Origin of the sequence: Streptomyces sp. NBC_00829 (assembly GCF_045161795.1) — a bacterium.
Classification (GTDB): domain Bacteria; phylum Actinomycetota; class Actinomycetes; order Streptomycetales; family Streptomycetaceae; genus Streptomyces.
In genome coordinates this window covers 7,732,038-7,751,045 of record NZ_CP108867.1, presented here as the reverse complement: position 1 = coordinate 7,751,045, position 19,008 = coordinate 7,732,038, and the positions used below count along the sequence as shown (strand labels likewise).

General features: G+C 69.4%; 13 protein-coding genes. 3 read left to right on the top strand and 10 right to left on the bottom strand.

The features are described from left to right. Positions 1 to 103 precede the first annotated feature (103 nt). From OG293_RS34720 to OG293_RS34705, 4 genes are all read right to left on the bottom strand, one after another. Positions 104 to 745 (bottom strand): TetR/AcrR family transcriptional regulator, encoded by a 642-nt coding sequence (locus OG293_RS34720; RefSeq protein WP_406002709.1) that lies wholly within the window; start codon positions 743 to 745, stop codon positions 104 to 106. Positions 746 to 849: 104 nt separating this feature from the next. Next, entirely contained in the window at positions 850 to 2,913 is a 2,064-nt protein-coding gene (locus OG293_RS34715) for a discoidin domain-containing protein (RefSeq protein ID WP_406002708.1), read from the bottom strand. A 549-nt stretch (positions 2,914 to 3,462) separates the two neighbouring features. Beyond that, complete coding sequence (locus OG293_RS34710) at positions 3,463 to 4,011, bottom strand: HAD domain-containing protein (RefSeq protein ID WP_406002707.1); 549 nt, start codon at positions 4,009 to 4,011, stop codon at positions 3,463 to 3,465. Positions 4,012 to 4,538: 527 nt separating this feature from the next. Next, positions 4,539 to 5,189: a lamin tail domain-containing protein gene (locus OG293_RS34705; RefSeq protein WP_406002706.1), complete on the bottom strand. Its 651-nt coding sequence runs from the start codon at positions 5,187 to 5,189 to the stop codon at positions 4,539 to 4,541. Between the two features lie 548 nt (positions 5,190 to 5,737). On the opposite strand from OG293_RS34705, the gene OG293_RS34700 reads away from it, so the two are divergent. Further along, entirely contained in the window at positions 5,738 to 6,967 is a 1,230-nt protein-coding gene (locus tag OG293_RS34700) for a PP2C family protein-serine/threonine phosphatase (protein ID WP_406002705.1), read from the top strand. A gap of 69 nt (positions 6,968 to 7,036) precedes the next feature. Here OG293_RS34700 and OG293_RS34695 read toward each other — a convergent pair whose 3' ends face one another. From OG293_RS34695 to OG293_RS34670, 6 genes are all read right to left on the bottom strand, one after another. Then, positions 7,037 to 7,987: a hypothetical protein gene (locus OG293_RS34695; RefSeq protein WP_406002704.1), complete on the bottom strand. Its 951-nt coding sequence runs from the start codon at positions 7,985 to 7,987 to the stop codon at positions 7,037 to 7,039. Positions 7,988 to 8,040: 53 nt separating this feature from the next. Next, on the bottom strand, positions 8,041 to 9,546 hold the full coding sequence (locus OG293_RS34690) for an APC family permease (RefSeq protein ID WP_406002703.1): 1,506 nt from the start codon (positions 9,544 to 9,546) through the stop codon (positions 8,041 to 8,043). An 881-nt stretch (positions 9,547 to 10,427) separates the two neighbouring features. After that, entirely contained in the window at positions 10,428 to 12,335 is a 1,908-nt protein-coding gene (locus OG293_RS34685; RefSeq protein WP_406002702.1) for an ABC transporter ATP-binding protein, read from the bottom strand. Between the two features lie 155 nt (positions 12,336 to 12,490). After that, a complete protein-coding gene (gene ribA, locus OG293_RS34680; RefSeq protein WP_406002701.1) occupies positions 12,491 to 13,120 on the bottom strand; it encodes a GTP cyclohydrolase II in 630 nt (209 codons plus the stop codon). A gap of 113 nt (positions 13,121 to 13,233) precedes the next feature. Further along, positions 13,234 to 13,737 (bottom strand): MarR family winged helix-turn-helix transcriptional regulator, encoded by a 504-nt coding sequence (locus OG293_RS34675; RefSeq protein WP_406002700.1) that lies wholly within the window; start codon positions 13,735 to 13,737, stop codon positions 13,234 to 13,236. Between the two features lie 188 nt (positions 13,738 to 13,925). Beyond that, on the bottom strand, positions 13,926 to 16,247 hold the full coding sequence (locus tag OG293_RS34670) for a collagenase (RefSeq protein ID WP_406002699.1): 2,322 nt from the start codon (positions 16,245 to 16,247) through the stop codon (positions 13,926 to 13,928). Between the two features lie 166 nt (positions 16,248 to 16,413). Here OG293_RS34670 and OG293_RS34665 point away from each other — a divergent pair, with 166 nt between their 5' ends. Together OG293_RS34665 and OG293_RS34660 are read left to right on the top strand one after the other, a co-directional pair. After that, a complete protein-coding gene (locus OG293_RS34665) occupies positions 16,414 to 17,778 on the top strand; it encodes an aminopeptidase P family protein (RefSeq protein ID WP_406002698.1) in 1,365 nt (454 codons plus the stop codon). 71 nt (positions 17,779 to 17,849) lie between these two features. Further along, positions 17,850 to 18,998 (top strand): NAD(P)/FAD-dependent oxidoreductase, encoded by a 1,149-nt coding sequence (locus OG293_RS34660; protein WP_406002697.1) that lies wholly within the window; start codon positions 17,850 to 17,852, stop codon positions 18,996 to 18,998. The last annotated feature ends 10 nt before the right edge of the window (positions 18,999 to 19,008 follow it).

Here is a 19,008-nt window from a genome sequence, read left to right as displayed (position 1 = left end):
GATTCTTGCAGAAATCAGCATCCTGTTCAAATAGTTCTCATTGGGCAGCCCGAAACACGAGGCAGGTCATGGTTGGCCCCGCCCCGACGGCGGGCTCCCCGATTCAGGCGGAGCGCGGTGGTGAAACGGCTCCGGGGACGACGGGTACGACCCCGTCGTGGACAAGGCCGACGACCTGGTCCGCGACCGTGTCGAGGATGTCCGACGCGGCGGTCTCGTCGCCGAGAACGAGGAAGTTCAGGGTCAGCCCATCGATCATGACGGCCAGATACCGGGCCAGTACGGGGACGGGCACCCGGAGTTCGAACTCCATGCTGTGGCTGAGCTGCTCGATGAGTTCGGTGAGGGTGTCGGAGTACAGCTCGTACTGCCGTCGCGCCAGCTGCGCGAACCCCGTCTGGCGCAAGGCGTACTGCGTGAGTTCGTACGTCAGCATGTGCTCACCGGGGTGGGCGGACACATGATCCCAGTAGGCCTGGAATCCCGCCCGGATGGTCTCCCTGAGTGTGGCCTTCGGGCGGATCGCCTCCTTCACCAGGCTGACGGAGTGATCGGTGATCGTGGTGATGACCGATTCGAGCAGGGCCTGCTTGGAGTCGAAGCAGTAGTGGAAGACGCTCAGCGAGACCCCCGCCTCCGCTGCGATGGAGCGGGTCGTCGTCCTGGAGACGCCGTCGCGGGTCATCGCGCGGATCGCTGCCTCGATCAGCTGCCGACGCCGGTCGGCCGACGGCATCCGTGCCATGTCGTTCCCCTCGTTCTGTGCCGCGCCGGAGCGCGCGGCCGGGGCCTGCCGGATCAGGAGCACCGATCCGGCAGGCCCCGGCCCACGGCCATTCCGTGGTCCCGTCAGCTGCTGTAGACGCCGACTTCGTGCAGGGAGTAGCCCCATCTGGTGCCGCGCTCCAGCCCGTGGACGCGTACGTAGCGGGCTGACGTTCCGGTGAACTGCGCCGTGTCCAGGCCGCCGTCACCGGCTGTCGTGGACCATACGGACCGCCAGTCCGAGCCGTCGGTGGAGACCTCTACGCGGTACGACTTCCCGTAGGCGCGCTCCCAGTCGAGGGTGACGCGCTTGATCAGAGCGGGGGTCCCGAGGTCGATCCGGAGCCACTGGTCCTCGCTCCAGTCACTCGCCCAGCGGGTACCGCTGTTGCCGTCCACGGCCCGCTCGGGTGCGTAACTGGTGAACAGGCTCCACTCCGCCGAGCTGGCCGAGGCCGACGAGCCCGCGGCGAGGTTCACCCCCGCCTTGTGCTTCTCGGACGCTCCCCAGGTGTCGAGATAGGACTCGGCCCCGCGGAAGAGGTCGTCCACGACGCCCTGGCCGCCGACGAGCCGAATGTCCTCCAGCCAGTCCGGGACCATGCCGTAGTGCGCGGCACCGTCGGTGTTGACGTCCCAGGTGCGCTCGCCGGTGGTCTGCTTGTCGATGACGGCGCTGCCGTCGGCACTGCGGAAGGGGTAGCGGACCGGGTTCGGGGTGTTCGCGCCACGGGGGCCCGGCCAGCCGCCGACGCCGTTCATGTCGGTTCCGTAGCCGTACCCGACGTTGTACTTGTCGCGCAGCGCGTCCGTGCGCCTGGCCTCCGCGGTGAACGCCTCGGCGCCGTTCATGTACTGGGCCGCGAAGCCACCGAGCCGGTAGAGACGTTCGGTCCAGCCGAGGTCCATCCAGCTGTGCGAGGAGATCACGCCCGGGTACGACTCGGACTCGAGGATGTCGAAGGCCTGGCCGGCTGCCTTGACGCCCATATGGTCGATCTCCAGCATCATCTTGCGTTTCATCATGCCGCGCACGGCGTATTCGCCGAGCGCGGTGAGACCGCGGGTGTTGCACTGCGCGTCCGAGGCGTACGACGGGACCGCCACGCCCGCCGGAAGTTCCTTCTCCGCATGAGGCGCGGCCGCGAGTCCGATGGGGTTGTCGTGCTGCGGACCGGCGCACTTCTCCGTCTTCCAGAAGGTGCCGGTGGACAGGAACTGTCCCACGTTGATCGCCGTACCGAGTGCGCCCTGGTCGAAACGGACCCCGCACAGGGCGTTGTCGAACTTGTGGCACAGGAACATGCTGCGCACGCCCAGCTTGTGCAGTTCGTCGAGGCCGCGGTCGATGTCCTGCCTGTTGCACTGCGCGATGTCCAGGATCTGCTTGCACCCGAACGGCTCGGACGTCTCGACGCCCAGCACCACCGCCAGCTTGCCCTGCTGAATGACCTCGCGGGCCTGCGCGGAGTCGGTGACGATCCTGAACCAGCCCTTGCCCGGGCCGCCGTACATCTTGTCGACGAAAGCCTGCATGTCGTACGTCTTCTGCGCCTGCAGACGGATGGAGGTCATCTCGTCGCAGCTGCGGTCCTTGAAGAAGTAGACCGAGCAGATCACGCCATTGGTGACGAGGTCGTTGACGAGCACCCGCTGACCACCGCGCCAGGCCCGTTCGACCCAGGCGTAGTAGTTCTGCTGGTGGGTCAGCGAGTCATGGGCCGGCCAGTCCTTGAACGTCGGCCATCCGTTGGGGTCGTGCTTGCCGTCGCCGCCCTTGGTGATGAAGTCGAAGATCGCCAGCGAGCCGTCGGGGTAGTGCTCGGGACAGTCCTTGAGCGCGTCCGCGACGCCCATCTCGGAGAATGCCTTACCGCAGATGAGCCGGCCGCCGAACGCCTCGTTGGCCATGATGTGGTCGTGTGCGTCGACGAAGCCCCGCACCTGCCCCTGGGAGTCGGTCCCCTTGAAGGGCTCGCCCGTGACATTGATCTGCGAGTCGGGCGCGGGACGTGCGACCGGGGTCCACCAACCGGACTCGGCCGAGGAACTGGGCGCTGTGCCGAGGACCATCGCCACAGCGGTCAGGAGCAACGACAGAACCGCGAGGGGCCTGCGTTGAGGGTGCGAGTGTCGGAACACGGTCATCACTCATGCCTTCGCTGTCAGCACTCAATTGCGGGTCGGTGAGCGGTGGGTGAGCGGTCGAGGAACGGGCTGTTTGGGCCATGACAGTCCCGTGGGAGTCCGGCGGCGGGCTCGTCGAGCGGTGGATTGTCATGCCCCGCGCAATCATTGCGACGAGAATCGCGACTGTGACACTCGGAGTCAATAGTCCGGGACAGATGACCTGATGGCTCGACAGATTCCGCCAACGGATCCGCTCGACCGATGCCCGGGCGCGGGGCCGGTCCGGGCACAGCGCCCCGGCCGCACAGGACCCGGCGCCGCGCGAAGGACCCCCTCGCAGGTCGCCTCGCGATCACCGTCGCGCTCCGAAACCGACCTGCCGACCGGCGCAGCCGCGCCCCATTTGGCGGTTCGGCGGACCGGGTGATGCAGATCCCGCGCGATAACACACCCGGCCGATCCCTCAGCTCGTCACGACTCGGCCCCCAGGTCGATTGGCCCGGTCGAGCGACTGGCGATGCGCATCTGCCTCAAATGAAGTGCGCACCCGGAGCAGAGCGCCGGTCGTCAGCCGTGCGAGCGTTGCCCGCTGTGGCACCGGATCGCGCGCAGCCACTTGTCCAGAGCCTCGAAGTCTTCGTCAGTCAGGCCCCGGCGCGCATCGACGCGATGGAGCAGGGCATGCCCTTGGTGGTGCGCGGACACCCAGGCTTGATCGGCGTCGGATATCTCGTCGTCGACCCAGACGAATGAGCGTCCGGCCGCCCGGGCAACGAGGGCACGAGTCTTCCAATGGAGCCCGCCCCTCTCCTCAGAGTCGGACGGCTCCGGCCAGATCACCACGGGCAGCTCGGGCAGGCCGATCCTCGGTCCGATGCACTCGTTCGCGTCGGCCATCCATGTCGTGGCCCACACCAGATCACAAGCCAGTGCAGCCAATCGAGGCCCGTACTCGGGATTGATCCTGCCAAGAAGCGGATGCGCACCAGCGTCCGGTGATTCGGTCACGGGATATGTCGGATAGCCGTCCGGCAGCTGCTGCGGCGTCGCACCGAACGGTATGAGTGGTCCGTCGACATCGAGAAAGAGCAGTGGACGCTGCGTGGAACCGGTCACCCCCGCACGGTATCAACTCCGCCCACCAGCCCCGGCGTCGTCGTGTTCGCAGAATTATTTCGCAGAACTATATGGTCCCCCATGTCCGGTCGAGCGCCGCCGAGTGGCGCCTTTCCGAGAGAGTTGCGCGTCCAGATGAGGGTCGCCACAGAAAGAACTTCCCAGTGCCAACAGGGCTTTGAACGACCGTCACGGAGGACCGGCGACCAGAGCAAGGCACAACGTGGTGCCGCGTCAACCGAGTCGCAGGCGAATGGCGCCCAGCTCGCATGCCGGGCCGAGGATGCTCCCGGCCGACAGCGCGCTCCAGCCGTACGCGCTCGCCGCTTCCAACCCACCCACCGGTCAGCGACAGAGCGGGGTCGCGTCCAGCGGCCCGATCCCCTATCCCTCCGACCCGATCCCCCGACCCGATCCTCTGGCCTCCCGTCGCCCCGCGCGCAAGTCAGGGCCGGACCCGTGGGGGTCCGGCCCTGAGCGTCAGCTGCCGTGGCCTCGTTCGGACAGCCCCCTGCTCCGCTCGCTGATCAGCGGCGGCCCCAGCGCTCGGCGTCGATGGTGCGGCCGCGGTCGTTGCGCAGGGTCGCCGTGTCGCCGTAGTTGTTCCAGATGTAGTCGCGACGATCCTGGAACACGTCGTAGCGGGTGTCGCGGCCCGTGCCCGTGTGGACACGGACGGTGGAGCGACCGGCCAGGAGCAGACCGCGGAAACGGTAGCGATTGCCGTCACGGTCGCTGAGAGTCCAGCCGTCGAGGTTGACCACCCTGCGGCCGGTGTTGGTGATGTCGACCCATTCCGCGTTCAGGCTGCGGTTGGAACGGTTGTCGCGTCCGGGGCTGTCGTACTGGATGTCGCCCAGAACGACGGCGGAACGCGGCGTCGGCCGGTCCCACTCACGGTCCCGGTCCCGGTCGCGGTCCCACCGACGGTCGCGGTCCCGGTCGCGGTCCCGGTCCCGGTCCCACCCACGGTCACGGTCCCGATCGCGGTCCCACCCACGATCGCGGTCGCCGCCGCGGTCACGGCCGTGGTCCCACCCGTGATCGCGGTCCCGGCCGTGCTCCCGACCGTGCTGTCGGCCGCCCTCCGCAGAGGCAGGCAGCGCCGCGGCGCCGATGAGAGCGCCGGCCGCCAGGCCGGTGGCGAGAAGTCGGCGAGCGGTATGAGAAGCAGACATGATGCTCCCTCAGGTCATGCGCCCAGAAGCCACTCGAGGCCCCGGTGACGCAGTGCGGGTTCCCGGCCCCGAGGGCCGAGGACGTCACCGTGGCGCAACGTCGCCGGCTTCAGCCGACGACCCGATTCGCGTTACTGAATGGGGACATATCCGTAACACTCCCCTGTTAGGGGCACCGACCCTTGCGGACATCCGAGCACGGATTCACTTGGCCACCACATCGACCCGTGCAACGCTCAACAACCATCGCTTTCGAGCCCCACACCAGCCCGCACACCAGCCCGCACGCCACCCCTTGCACGCCACCCCGGCAACGGCACCGGATTCCGTAACAGTGACACCACCCCCACTTTCGAACCCACCGCCGCACCCTCGCCTACGCATTCGAAACCATGTCGCGGCACCCCCGCGGCGGACGCGACATGCCTCGACGGGCAGGCCCCGCGGTCGCGGACGACTCTCCGCTTCGAGAGTCGACTCTGTCCTATTTGAAACACTTATCGTATGATCACCCACACGGATGGACAGGTCGTAAGGCAGGCGCGCACGTGAAGCAGCTCCCGATCGACTACGCCGCGGTTTTCGACGCCCTGCCGAGCGCGGTGCTGCTGCTCACTCCCGACCTCGCCATCGTCGACGTCAACGCGGCCTACCTGGACGTGTCGGGTCGCGAGAAAGACCGGATCATCGGGCGACACCTGTTCGAGGTCTTCCCCGACAATCCCGGTGACCCGACCGCGACCGGGGTGCGCAACCTCGCGGCCTCGCTGAAGCGCGTCGCGGACACCGGGATCCGCGACAGCATGGCGCTCCAGCGCTACGACGTGGAAGCGTCGGAAGGTTCGGGAGTCTTCGAGGAGCGCTACTGGAGCCCGGTCAACTCACCCGTTCTGGGTCCGGACGGCCAGGTGGCGTTCATCGTGCACCGGGTCGAAGAGGTCACCGCACTGATCCGGGCCCGCAGCGGCAGGGTCGGCAGCGGCGACCAGCGACTCATGGAGGCCGAGCTGTACTCCCGTGCCCGGGAGCTCCAGGAGGTCAACGAACGGCTGCGGCAGGCCCATGCCCGGGAGCGGGAGGTGGCTCTGGCACTGCAGGACGCGATGCTGCCCGCGCCGAGCCCGGCGGGGCGTCACGGGGTCGCCGTGCGCTACCAGCCGGCCGTCGGGTCGCTGAACGTGTGCGGCGACTGGTACGACATCGCTGCCCTGGCCGGCGACCGTATGGCTGTTTCCGTCGGAGACGTGGTCGGCCACGGCCTGGCTGCCGCCGGCGTCATGGGTCAGTTGCGCAGCGCACTCAGCGCAGCCGTGCGGGTCGCCGACGGCCCCGCGCAGGCACTCGAGGTCCTGGGCCTGTACGCACGCTCGGTGGACGGGGCCGAGACCGCCAGCGCCGTGCAGGCCGTCATCGACTGGGCCACGCACACGATCACCTACAGCAGCGCCGGCCATCCGCCGCCCGCCCTGCTCCACCCCGACGGGCGCGTGGAGTTCCTCGACGCCGCCACCGACCCGCCGCTGGGTGCCCGGCCCGAGCATGTGTCCCGTCCCCAGGCGAGCGTCTCCTTCGGCGACGGCGCGGCTCTGGTGCTCTATACCGACGGCCTGGTGGAACGCCGCCATGAGGACATCGACACCGGCCTGCGCCGACTCGCCGGCTCCCTGACCAGGCACCGTGAAGCCGATGCCGAGCACCTCGCCGACACACTCCTGGCCGAACTGCTCCCACCAGGCGGAAACACCGACGACACCGCCCTCGTCATCACCCGGCTCTGAGCGGCGCCCCTGCGGTGTTCCAGGCGTCGGACGTCCCCGCCTCCGGACGTCCCGCGCCTCCGGTCGGCCTCAGCCCTTCGCGGTGCCCGAGGTGCGGTCGCGCCACTGGACGTACGCGGCTTCGGCGTCTCCGGTGAACGACCACGGGACGGTCGTCGCCCGGTTGTTCAACAGCGTGAAGATCTCTCCGGCCTCGTTGATCATCCCGGCCTGCACCAGTCCGTGCGCCAGGTGGTTGAGGTCGGCGACGTCCTGCGCCGCGGGGACGGCTCGGTGGGCGACCCAGCGGTCCAGTGCCGCGCGGAGGTCGTTACGTACCGCGCCCTCGTTCCAGTGGCCGTTCAGGAAGAGTGCGTTGTCGCCTTCGGTCTCCTTACGGTGCCGGAAGTGCTCGGCACGCGCGACCAGCGGGAGTGCCGCCAGCGATGAGCCGTCGGGAGCGTACAGCGCCGCGTCCCAGGCGAAGTTGAGCGCCTGACCGTGGGAGCCGTGCCAGCGGGCCGACAGGTAGCGCAGTGCCTGGTGGTGGCCCTCGCGATGGTAGGGGTCACGACTCTGGACCTCGCTCCACCAGTGCTTCATGTGCTGGTGCCCTCGTGGGTACAGGCGCCCGAGCGCCAGGAGCGACACCCAGGGATAGGGGTCGGCCGGGGCGAGGTCGATCGCCTGGTAGCACAGCCATGCCGCCCGGTCGAGCGTCGCCGCGTCCGGCATCGTGCCGTCACGCGCGCCGCCGAACATCCGCATGACCTCGGTCTCGGCCCTCAGCACGGCGGCGTCCGGGTGGTGCGGCTCGGACGCCGACCAGAGATCCACGGTGCGAAGCCCCGCGGCTGCGTCCGCGAGCAGCTTGATGCAGTGTGCCCGCCGGTCCCACTCGCCGGGTGTCTTCTCCAGCAGGTCCCGCGCTCCCTCCCAACGGCCCATCAGGATGTCCTGGCAGCCGTCGCTGAGCTCGCGGTCGCCGAACGTCGGGTCGTAGTCGGGCGCCGGCACGCCCCTGCGCAGCCAGGCTGCCATGAGGGTCCTCTCGGGTTCGGATGTACGGATCGGCTGCGCCGGACGGATCGACCTCAGAAGTCGCTGAGCACGCCGTCCCTGCGCCCGCCCCCCGCACCCGTCGGCGGTGCGGCAGCCAGGCCCTGGTCCTCCGCGCCGAGGACATCCGCGAGGTGAGGGTCCAGCGGCCGGGGGCGGAAGTACGAACGGCCTCCGCCCGACCACGCGACGATCAGCGGCAGCAGTCCGAGGGCCAGGGCACCGAGACCGATGGTGAGTTCCGAGTCCGAAAGTTCGGGGACGGAGGCGACGAAGACCCAGATCATGAATCCGGCGCCGCCGAGGGGCCACAGCCCGAGGAGTACCAGTTTGCCCACGGACTGGAAGAGCACCCGCCGGTGGACGACGGCGACCGAGATACCGGCCAGCGCGTAGTAGAAGGCGATCAGGAGACCGATGCCGGCGAGCGCGTCCGCCATCAGTGCGGCGCCGTCACCTGTCGCCGTGGTCACCCCGGCGACCCCCAGGACCACCGCTGCGACGGTCACGGTGGCCACCCACGGCGTCCTGCGTGCCGCGTGAACTCGCCCCAGGACCCGCGGCAGGGTGCGGTCCCGTCCCATGGCGAAGAGCGTCCGGGTCGCCTGGAGCAGCGTCGTCTCCAGTGTGGCGACGGTGGACAGCAGGATGGCGAGCACGAGCAGCCGGCCGGTTCCGCCCGGCCAGACCGCGTCCCCCATGGCCAGCAGGATTCCGCCTCCGTCGGCGACCACCTCTTCGGGGCCGAGCGCGATGTTCGCCCCGACGGTGACCATGAGGAAGACCACGGAGGTCACCAGCAGACCGACGAGTCCCCCGAGGCCGGCTCCGCCGCGCCCGCCGCGCGTCTCTTCGCTGAGGTTGGCCGTCACGTCCCAGCCCCAGAAGCTCGCGCCGGCGATCAGCGCCCCCGCCGCGAAGGTGTGTGTGGTGTCGAAGTGGCCGAAACCGAACCACTCGGCGGAGAACCCCGCTGCCGGAGCGTCCATGACCAGCGCGCTGATCGCGACGGCCACCAGCAGCAGAACCTGGACGCCGACGAACACGGCACGGGCGCGGGTGCCGATTCGGGTCCCGTACGCCACCACAGCGGCCATGATGAGGAACCAGCCCATGCCGACCACGGTGGACACAGCACTGTTGTCGGACAGTTCGCTGCCGATGAGAGCGAGTGTCGCCTCGCCGGCCGGCTGGGTGGAGGAGACCAGGAACACCGTGGTCGACACGACCAGCGCCCATCCGCTGAGAAAGCCGAGCGCGGGGTGAAGGGACCGGGCGACCCAGGAGTACGTGGCGCCGGAGTTGATGTCCAGACGGCCCAGATACCGGAAGGCGAGGGCGATTCCGACCATGGGAACGGCACAGTAGAGCAGCACGGCCGGTGCGGCGAAGCCGACCGCGGCGATGAGCGCCGGAATCATGGCGGCGACGGTGTAGGCGGGACCGCAGCCCGCCACCGCCATGATCACCGAGTCGAATGTGCCGAGGGATCCGGCCCGCAGGCCGCTTCTCTCGTCACCCGTGTCGTGCAAGCCCTTCAAGGGTGGCGCCTTCCCTCGACGTGTTCAGTGAGCCGGAATCATTCCCACGACCCGCGGGTAGCGCAATGGATGGACCTGCGCTCAATACGGCGGAATCCGACGATGAAGGGAGTTACCGATTTTGAACGGAATGCGAAGTGCGGATTTCGTTGCCGGCAAGTTCCCTGGCAGCAGGCGTGGTTCTACGATCGAGCGGGTCCTGGAAGGCATCGGACAACGCTTTCCGTAGCCACGCGCACCGCCGCAATTCGTTACGGCGCCGACACCGTCGACGCGTGGCTCCGCACCGCGCCCGAGGCGGTGGGCAGGAGCACGGCGCGTACGGGACCGGGCGTGGCAAGGCCCCGCCACGCGGACGCGGGCGGGGCCTCGCAGCGGTGCACAGGGGAGGGACACCGCGGTTCCGGCGAGTGCCGGGAGCAGGACGGTACGCGCCAGGATGGCCGAAAAGAAAGCCTCCTGCCGGGACTGATTTCGGAGGCCGAGGTGTTCGCCCCTATGACGGGGTACAGGGTCGATGTGTTGCCGCACCTGTTGACGACACGGAGTGGCGCCGGAGCCAACGCTGCCGTGACGGTGCGGGTTCGGCGGCGTGGTTTCGGCGGCGCGGGCGGACGGCCCGTCCGATCACCCGGCCGGCCGGACAGCCGGACAGGCAAGGGCCGCGTCGGCGACCGGCTCGGAGTTCACGGAAACGCAGGCGCTTTCCGTACGTCGCCGGCCGGTCTCCGCACGGAGGCCGGACATGCTGCCGCCGGAGGACCCCCCCTGCGAAAACGCCCTCCGACGCAGCACCTTAACGCGTGCTGACGCGCGTTAAGAGCACCCTATCCACTGGTGAGCACGGCAGGCAATGCGCGAGGGACCCGAGCAGCCGGTGTTCAGTGGACGGGGTGTGTCTCCTCGGCCCCCTCGACACCTTCGGCCCCCCTGTCCGCGAACTGGGTTCGGTACAGCTGTTCGTATCGACCGCCTGCCCGCAGGAGCTCCGGGTGAGTTCCGCGTTCGACGACCTGGCCCTTCTCGATGACGAGGATCAGATCCGCGGCCCGTACGGTGGAGAGGCGGTGGGCGATCACCACGGCGGTACGGCCCTCCAGCGCCTCCGCCAGGGCCTCCTGGACCGCGGCCTCCGAGGTCGAGTCGAGGTGGGCGGTCGCCTCGTCGAGGATCACGACCCGCTGACGGGCCAACAGCAGCCGGGCGATGGTCAGGCGCTGTCGCTCACCGCCCGAGAGCCGGTACCCCCGCTCTCCGACGACGGTGTCCAGACCGTCGGGCAGTGAGGCCACGAGTTCATCGAGGCGGGAACGGCGCAGGGCGTCCTGGAGTTCGTCCTCCGTGGCCTTCGGACGGGCGAGGAGCAGATTGGCGCGTACGGACTCGTGGAAGAGGTGGCCGTCCTGCGTGACCATGCCGATCGTCCGGCGGATCGACTCGGAGGTCAGATCGCGCACGTCGATTCCGTTCAGCCGTACCGAGCCCGCGTCGGCGTCGTACAGGCGGGGCAGGAGCTGCGCGATCGTGGATTTGCCCGCGCCGGACGAGCCGACCAGTGCGACCATCCGGCCTGGTTCGGCCCGGAAGGAGACGCCGTGGAGCACCTCCGTGCCGCCGCGGGAGTCGAGAGTGGCGACCTCTTCGAGGGATGCGAGGGAGACCTTGTCGGCGGAGGGGTAGCCGAAGCGGACCGAGTCGAACTCCACGGAGACCGGTCCGTCGGGCACCGCGCGGGCGTCCGGCTTCTCGGCGATCAGCGGCTTCAGGTCGAGGATCTCGAAGACCCGCTCGAAGCTCACCAGGGCGCTCATCACCTCGACCCGGGCGCCGGCAAGTGCGGTCAACGGGGCGTAGAGGCGGGTGAGGAGCAGGGCGAGGGCGACGACGGCGCCCGGGTCCAGGCTGCCGCGGAGTGCGTAGTAGCCGCCGAGCCCGTAGACCAGGGCGAGCGCCAGGGCGGACACAAGAGTGAGGGCCGTGATGAAGACGGACTGGGCCATGGCGGTGCGGATCCCGATGTCGCGCACGCGGCGGGCGCGCGCCGCGAATTCGGCGGACTCCTCGTCGGGCCGTCCGAAGAGTTTGACGAGGGTGGCGCCGGGGGCCGAGAACCGTTCGGTCATCTGGGTGCCCATGGCGGCGTTGTGATTGGCGGCCTCGCGCTGCAGCCTGGCCATGCGGGAGCCCATCCGGCGGGCCGGGACCACGAACACCGGGAGCAGGACGAGAGCGAGCAGGGTGATCTGCCAGGAGATGCTGAGCATCACGGCGAGCGTCAGCAGCAGGGTGACGAGGTTGGAGACAACACCGGAGAGGGTGTTGCTGAAGGCCCGCTGAGCTCCGATGACGTCGTTGTTCAGGCGGCTGACGAGCGCACCTGTGCGGGTGCGGGTGAAGAAGGCGACCGGCATCCGCTGGACATGGTCGAAGACCGCCGTGCGCAGATCGAGGATGAGTCCCTCGCCGAGGGTGGCCGACAGCCACCGGGTGAGCAGGCCGAGCCCGGCTTCGGCGACGGCGATCAGGGCGATGAGGAGCGCGAGCCGGGTGACGGTGCCGGTGTCCTGGCCCTCGACGATCGCGTCGACGACCCGGCCGGCGAGTACCGGAGTGGCCACGGCGAGCAGCGCGGTGATCACGCTGAGCAGTAGGAATCGGTAGAGCTGGGAGCGGTGGGGCCGGGCGAAGGCGGCGATGCGGCGCAGCGTCACCCGGGAGAAGGGTCTCCGGTCCTGTTGGGCGTTCATCGCGCTGTGCAGCGATGTCCACGCGGTGACTTCCATGTCCATGTGCAGATGCCTCCGGATCTTGGCGGGCCGACGCGGTTCCCGTCGGCCTGCGTGGCCCGGGGCGCAGAAGGAACGCTATGACCTCAACCAAACCTGAGGTCAACTCATGCCCTCGCTTCGGTGCCGGGCGGCCGGGCACCCGGCCGCCCGGCCCTTCAGCTCGCGAGCGCGTCCAGCGCGATGGTGTGGCCGGTGTGCTCCGCCTTTGCGCGCAGGTAGCGCAGATTGTCGCCGGTGGCGTGTACGGCGGTGGGGACGCGACGGCGGACGGTGATCCCCAGGTTCTCCAACTGGCCTGACTTGTCGGGGTTGTTGGTCAGGAGGTCGATACCGTCGAAGCCGAGAGCGCCGAGCATCTGTGCGGCCGCGGTGTAGTCGCGGGCGTCCTCGGGCAGACCGAGGGCGCTGTTGGCCTGGTAGGTGTCCAGGCCCTGATCCTGCAGGGCGTAGGCGTCGAGCTTGTTGTAGAGGCCGATGCCGCGGCCTTCCTGACGCAGGTAGAGCAGGACGCCGCCGGCGTCGGCGATGCGCTCGACGGCCTCGCGCAGCTGGGGACCGCAGTCGCAGCGGGCGGAGCCGAAGATGTCCCCGGTCAGGCACTCGGAGTGCATCCGCACCAGCGGGACCGTGCCAGGTGCGGGGTCGCCCAGGCGCAGGGCGACATGCTCGGCGCCGTCGGCCAGCCCGTGGAAGGTGATGGCTTCGGCGGTGACGGAGTAGCCGTCGCCGAAGCGCAGAGGAATGAGGACCCGGGCACGTACGGCGGCGGCGAGCTGGGCAGGCATGGGCGACTCCGTTCACGGGATGTGGTTCAAATTTGAATCACAAGAGGAAGCTACCGGGTGATTCCAATTTGAACAACCCGCGAGGATCACAGAGCCCTTCGCCGCGGTGGCGCTCAGGAGGAGCAGCGACCCCGCAGGCGGTCCAGCAAAGCTTCGAGTCCGGCGGCGAGAGAGTCGAACTCCCGCTCCCCCAGACCGTCGACGAACAGCTCCCGCACGAGGGCGGCATGCCCGGGGGCGGCGGCCCGCAGCCTCTCCTTGCCCAGCTCGGTGAGCACGGCCACGACCCCGCGATCGTCGCTCGGACAGGAGCTGCGCCGTATCAGACCCGCCTTCTCCAGCTGTGTCACCTGATACGTGAGACCGCTCTTGGAGGTGAGTGCCGCGCCCGCCAGCTCGGTCATCCGCAGCTCGCCACCGGGTGCGTCACCGAGCCGGGTGAGCACCTCGTACTGCGGGTGGGACAGGCCCGCCGCATCCTTGAGCTGCTGCTCGACGGACCGGCCGATGATGCTGTTCACGGCGAGCAGGTTCTTCCAGGCACGCAACTCGCGCTCGCTCAGCCATGCAGCCTCGTCGCCCATGCCCTCACCCTTCTTCCGGCGCTTCCGGTTCACGGCGCGCCTCGACGGACGGGTCCCGTTCAATCCCGTTCCAATTTAAACTACCGCGCTGGGGGCACCCTCACCTCCGGTGGTGTGCGCGCGGGACCGTCAACCTGTACCCGGGTACGGGTTGACGGTCGAGGCGGCGGCCCGGCGCCTACGGCGGCCGTTGCGCGCGCCGTACGCGCCGGGGCCGGGCGTCAGCTGCGCAGCGGGCCTTCGCAGGTGTAGGTGGCACTGCCCGCCCGGCCGTCCGTCCAGATGTCGACGGTGCCGAAGTGACAGTTCATGTCGGCCAGATTCGTGGACGCGGGGCGGGCCCGGTCCAGGACGAAGTAGTCGACCGTCTCCGACATGTCCTCGAAGACACGGTCGGGGTTCGAGGGCTCGGTGAGGTTCGCGGTGATCCGTCCGGTGCACACGAAGCGCCGCATGACCGCGTCGGGACCCGCCGCGCACACGGGAGTGAGCTGGGTGGCCGCCGCCAGCGAGCCACGGACCGCTTCGGACGACGCGTCCCGCAGCCGGTCGTTCGGACTGAACGTGGTGTCCGGCACGTAGAGCCTGTCCACCTGGGCGATCTGTGCGTCCAGGAAGCTGTCGTAGGCCCTCTGCAGCGCAGCGTCCCGGCCCATGCGGTTGCGCCACGCGTCGAAGCCCGCGGGGTCGTCCGCGCGCAGGTGTCCGTACATCTCGCGGATCAGGGAAGGCCGCTGGTTCCACAGGAACTCGAAGAACGTGCCCGCGTAGTCGTAGAAGCGGAAGCCGTCGCCGTCGTAGGTGGCGTGCAGCAACTGGTCCACGCTCATGCGCGGTCCGCCGCCGGCCGTGTCGTCGATGATGCCCTGGACGAGCGACTTGCGGACGGCGATGCCGTTGTCGCGGGTCGCGCCGTCGAAGAACTCGGCCGTGCCCTCGTCCATGGCGGTCGTGCGGTCCCCCTCGTACCAGGGGCCCTCGCCGAAGTAGCCGGGCACTGCCCACCGGCCGTTGAGGTAGTGGGTGTACTCGTGGCGGAAGAGCTCTTCCAGGGTGAGCGAGGAGTCCTGCGGAACGCGGCGCTGGTAGGTGTAGAAGGTCGCGCCGCGCTCGATGTAGACGCCGCCGTTGTTCGTGCCCATCCCGGTGAGCAGCGGGTGGTAGGTCTCGTAGTCGGCGCGCGAGGCGTAGAGAACGATGGCCAGCGAGGTGTTGGTGTCGCCGTTCAGTGGCGCGTCGGTGCCGAGCACGCGGTGGAACTGCGCCTTGACCTGCTTGCTCGCGTAGTAGAGCTGATCGACCGTGGCCCGGCTCAGCGCGGTGCGGACCTTGATGGCGCCGGCGTCGTAGGTGTACGTGGAGGGGAAGATGCGGCGCTCGATGTCCTCCTTGCACACGCCGTACGGTTTGCACGCCTCGTAGAAGCCCAGCCAGCCCGCCACCTTGGCCCAGGGCTGGCTGCCCTCGCCGAAGTTGCGTGTCGTGACCGGCAGCAGTGAGCCCAGACCGGAGACGGTCTCGGACCTGAGTGCGTCGATCTGGCCGAAACGGCCGTACTCACCGAGCGCGTCCCGTACGGCCCACTCGTTCGGTGTGCCCTTGAGATGGGTGTGGCCGGCGAACGCGCTGAACGCTTTGCGGTAGGCCGGGTTCCGGGCGACCAGCGTACGGAAGGAGGTGTCGTTGTTGCCCGGGTATATGCCCAGGTAGTTGACCGAGAGACCGGCGAGTGCGGCGCCGCCCCACGCCGGGTCCTTGTAGGTCGTGGTGTGGTACTGGTCCAGCGTGGCCAGGACCTTCGTGATGAGACCGAGCTGGGAGTGGCGCAGCCCGGGGCCGCTGCCCGCGTAGAGGCCCTCGCGCAGGCTCTCCGCGTTGGAGCGCGTCGCGGTGAAGGAGCGGGCCGTGCTGCCGAAGGCGTTGATGGCGCGGCGCATGGCTTCGGCGGTCGGGGCGTCGGTGACGTCGATCTCGCCGCGCGAGAAGTCGTGGTAGACCACGGCGTGCAGGTAGGTGAGCATTTCCAGCAGGTGGCTGCCGTTCTTCCCGTCATGCGCCGGGGCGAGCGTGGAGATGCGGCGGGAGACGGCCTGCACATGGGCGTCGGACATGACGGGGGCGAGCCGGGCGTCCCAGGTCCAGATGAGGCCGCGCAGACAGCCGTCGGCGGTGACGGCCGGGTCGGCGAGGAAGTCCGTGAACTGCTCCGGGCCGAGGCGGGTGATGTCGTCCAGGGTGCAGGGAACCGCCGGAGCGAGGTCCGTGGTCCTCGCGGTGCCTGTCGCACGGGGGCCGGGGATGCGCCCCTGGGGCAGTCCGCCGGGGGCGGGCGCGCTCCGGGCGGTGAACGCCGGTGCCGAGGTGAGGCGTTCCACCTCGTCGTGCGGACGGTGGCGGTCGGCGTGGCCCGCGGAGGCGGCGGCCGGCCTCGGCGGCACGGGCGCCGCTGTTGCCTGAGCGAGCGGTGCGAGCGGGGCCAGTAGCGCGGCGACCGCGATCACCGCGGCAGGCAGGGATCTGGGGGCGTGTCTGTCTCGGGACACCGATGTCTCCTGAGTGGGGGTTCGGAAGATGAAGTGCCGTGCTGTACGCGGCAGTTGAGAGACGGGCTCGCCGCGATGTGATGCGTAACGTAGTAATGTGACATTGCACTGACAACCCCTGCGCACATCCCGCTTCGCGGAACCTTGCCCGAGGGAGACGAATCCGATGACCGAACAGCCTCTCCGCACCGGCAGCCACGACCTGCCGCCTTCAGCCGAGTTCCAGGACTTCATGACCCGCGGCTGGGCGCCGAGCCCACTGCCCGGCGAACTCCAGCTGCCCGTGGCCCGGTTCACCGCCTCGCGCCGGGCCGGGCTGTCCGCACGCTTCCCCGGTCAGCGGCTGTTGATTCCGGCGGGCGTGCTCAAGGTCCGTTCGAACGACTGCGACCACCGGTTCCGCCCGCACAGCGCCTACGCCTGGCTGACCGGACTCACCGGCGAGGACCAGGCGGGACATGTACTGGTGCTGGAGCCGTCGGGTCCCGGCGGCCACGAGGCCGTGCTCCATGTCCGCCCGCGCTCTCCCCGGAACGGCGGTGAAGAGTTCTACCGGGACCGCCGCTACGGCGAGTTCTGGGTCGGCCGTCGCCTCGACCTCGGCGAGACGGAACGTACGACCGGTATCCGCTGCGAGCCTCTCGACGCGCGCTCACCGCTGCCCCCCGGGCGCAACGCGGCGCATGACGCCGAACTCGCCTCCGTACTCAGTGAACTGCGGCTCATCAAGGATGCGTGGGAGGTGGATCAGCTGCAACTGGCCGTCGACCACACCACATCCGGATTCCAGGACGTCGTCAGGTCGCTCCCGCGCGCCCTCGCCCATCCGCGTGGTGAGCGCTGGATCGAGGGCGTTTTCGGGCTGCGTGCCCGCGCCGAGGGGAACGGCACGGGGTACGACACCATCGCGGCATCCGGCGCCCATGCCTGTGTCCTGCACTGGATACGCAACGACGGAGCGCTGGACGCCCAGAAGCTGCTGCTGCTCGACGCGGGCGTGGAGACGGACTCCCTGTACACCGCCGACATCACCCGCACCCTGCCCCTGTCCGGGCGCTTCTCCCCCGTCCAACGGCAGGTGTACGAGCTGGTGCTGGCCGCCCAGGAGGCGGGAATGGCCGCCCTCGGACCAGGTGCGAGCTTCCGGGACTTCCACCGGGCGGGCATGCGCGTGATCGCCGAGGGGCTGACCGAGTGGGGCATCCTCAAGAGCCCGGAGGGCGATCAGCACCGGCGTTACACCCTCTGCAGCAGCGGTCACATGCTCGGGCTCGATGTCCACGACTGTGCCCAGGCCCGCGCGGATGCCTATCTCGACGGTGTCCTGGAGGAGGGCCAGGTGCTCACGGTGGAGCCGGGGCTGTACTTCCAGCCGGACGACGAGACGCTCCCGGCGGAACTGCGCGGCATCGGGATACGGATCGAGGACGACCTGGTGATCACCGAGGAGGGTGCGCGGCTGATGTCCGGTGCGCTGCCGCGCACGCCCGAGGGGATCGAGGCCTGGATGGGCGAACTCCTCGACGGCTGAGGCTTCCAGGGCTTCGGGACGGTCATGGGAAAAGCCTTGGCAGAGAAAATGCCATGTGACATATTACTGGCGTGCCCAGAGGAAAATCCCCGGACGTCGTCGTCATCGGGGCCGGGGTGATCGGCGCGGCATGCGCCTACTACGCCGCCCGGTCCGGCCTGACCGTCACCGTGATCGACCGTGGTCCCGTCGCCGGAGGCACGACCGGCGCGGGCGAAGGCAATCTTCTCGTCTCCGACAAGGGGCCGGGCCCCGAACTCGAACTGGCCCTGCTCTCGGCGACCCTGTGGCGTGAACTGGCCGAACTGCTCCCGCCGGACATCGAATTCGAGGCCAAGGGCGGACTCGTCGTCGCTTCCGACGGCCCCGGGCTGACTGCGCTGCGCGGCTTCGCCGCGGCGCAGTCGGACTCCGGGGTCACCACCACGGACGTGCCTGCCGGCTCACTGCGCGAGCTGGAACCGCATCTCGCGGCAGACCTGCCAGGAGCGGTCCACTACCCGCAGGACGCACAGGTCCAGCCCGCGCTGGCCGCCGCTCATCTCCTGCGCGCATCCGGCGCCGACGTCCGGCTCGGCGAGGACGTCACCGCGGTACTCACCGGCACCTCGGGCCAAATCCGGGGCGTCCGGACCGAATCCGGCGAGCTCCACGCCCCGTTCGTCGTCAACGCGGCGGGCACCTGGGGCGGTTCGGTCGCCGAGATGGCGGGCGTCCTTCTGCCGGTCCTCCCCCGGCGTGGCTTCGTGCTCGTCACCGAGCCCCTGCCGCGGCTGGTACGGCACAAGGTGTACGCCGCCGACTATGTGGCCGACGTGGCCAGCGGCTCGGCCGCCCTCCAGACATCGGCGGTCGTCGAGGGCACCCCCGCGGGACCGGTCCTGATAGGGGCGAGCCGCGAACGGATCGGCTTCGACCGTTCTCTCGCCGTCGAAGTGCTGCGCCGTCTGGCCGCGCAGGCAACCACACTGTTCCCCGTACTCGCCGGCGTCCGGGCGATGCGCGCCTACGCGGGCTTTCGCCCCTACCTGCCGGACCACCTCCCCGCCGTGGGACACGACCCACGGGTGCCGGGCCTGCTGCATGCCTGCGGCCACGAAGGCGCGGGCATCGGCCTGGCACCGGCCACGGGCCTGCTCATCGCCGCCGCCCTGACCGGCGGCGAAGCACCCATGAAGACAGACCCGTTCGCCCCCAACCGCTTCCAGGACACGCTGTGACCGAAGAACC

Excerpts from the sequence above, each read along its gene's own strand:
- OG293_RS34665 (WP_406002698.1), top strand. The coding sequence starts at position 16,414 with ATGACCGAACAGCCTCTCCGCACCGGCAGCCACGACCTGCCGCCTTCA.
- OG293_RS34685 (WP_406002702.1), bottom strand. The coding sequence starts at position 12,335 with ATGGACATGGAAGTCACCGCGTGGACATCGCTGCACAGCGCGATGAAC.
- ribA (WP_406002701.1), bottom strand. The coding sequence starts at position 13,120 with ATGCCTGCCCAGCTCGCCGCCGCCGTACGTGCCCGGGTCCTCATTCCT.
- OG293_RS34705 (WP_406002706.1), bottom strand. The coding sequence starts at position 5,189 with ATGTCTGCTTCTCATACCGCTCGCCGACTTCTCGCCACCGGCCTGGCG.
- OG293_RS34695 (WP_406002704.1), bottom strand. The coding sequence starts at position 7,987 with ATGGCAGCCTGGCTGCGCAGGGGCGTGCCGGCGCCCGACTACGACCCG.
- OG293_RS34715 (WP_406002708.1), bottom strand. The coding sequence starts at position 2,913 with ATGACCGTGTTCCGACACTCGCACCCTCAACGCAGGCCCCTCGCGGTT.
- OG293_RS34720 (WP_406002709.1), bottom strand. The coding sequence starts at position 745 with ATGGCACGGATGCCGTCGGCCGACCGGCGTCGGCAGCTGATCGAGGCA.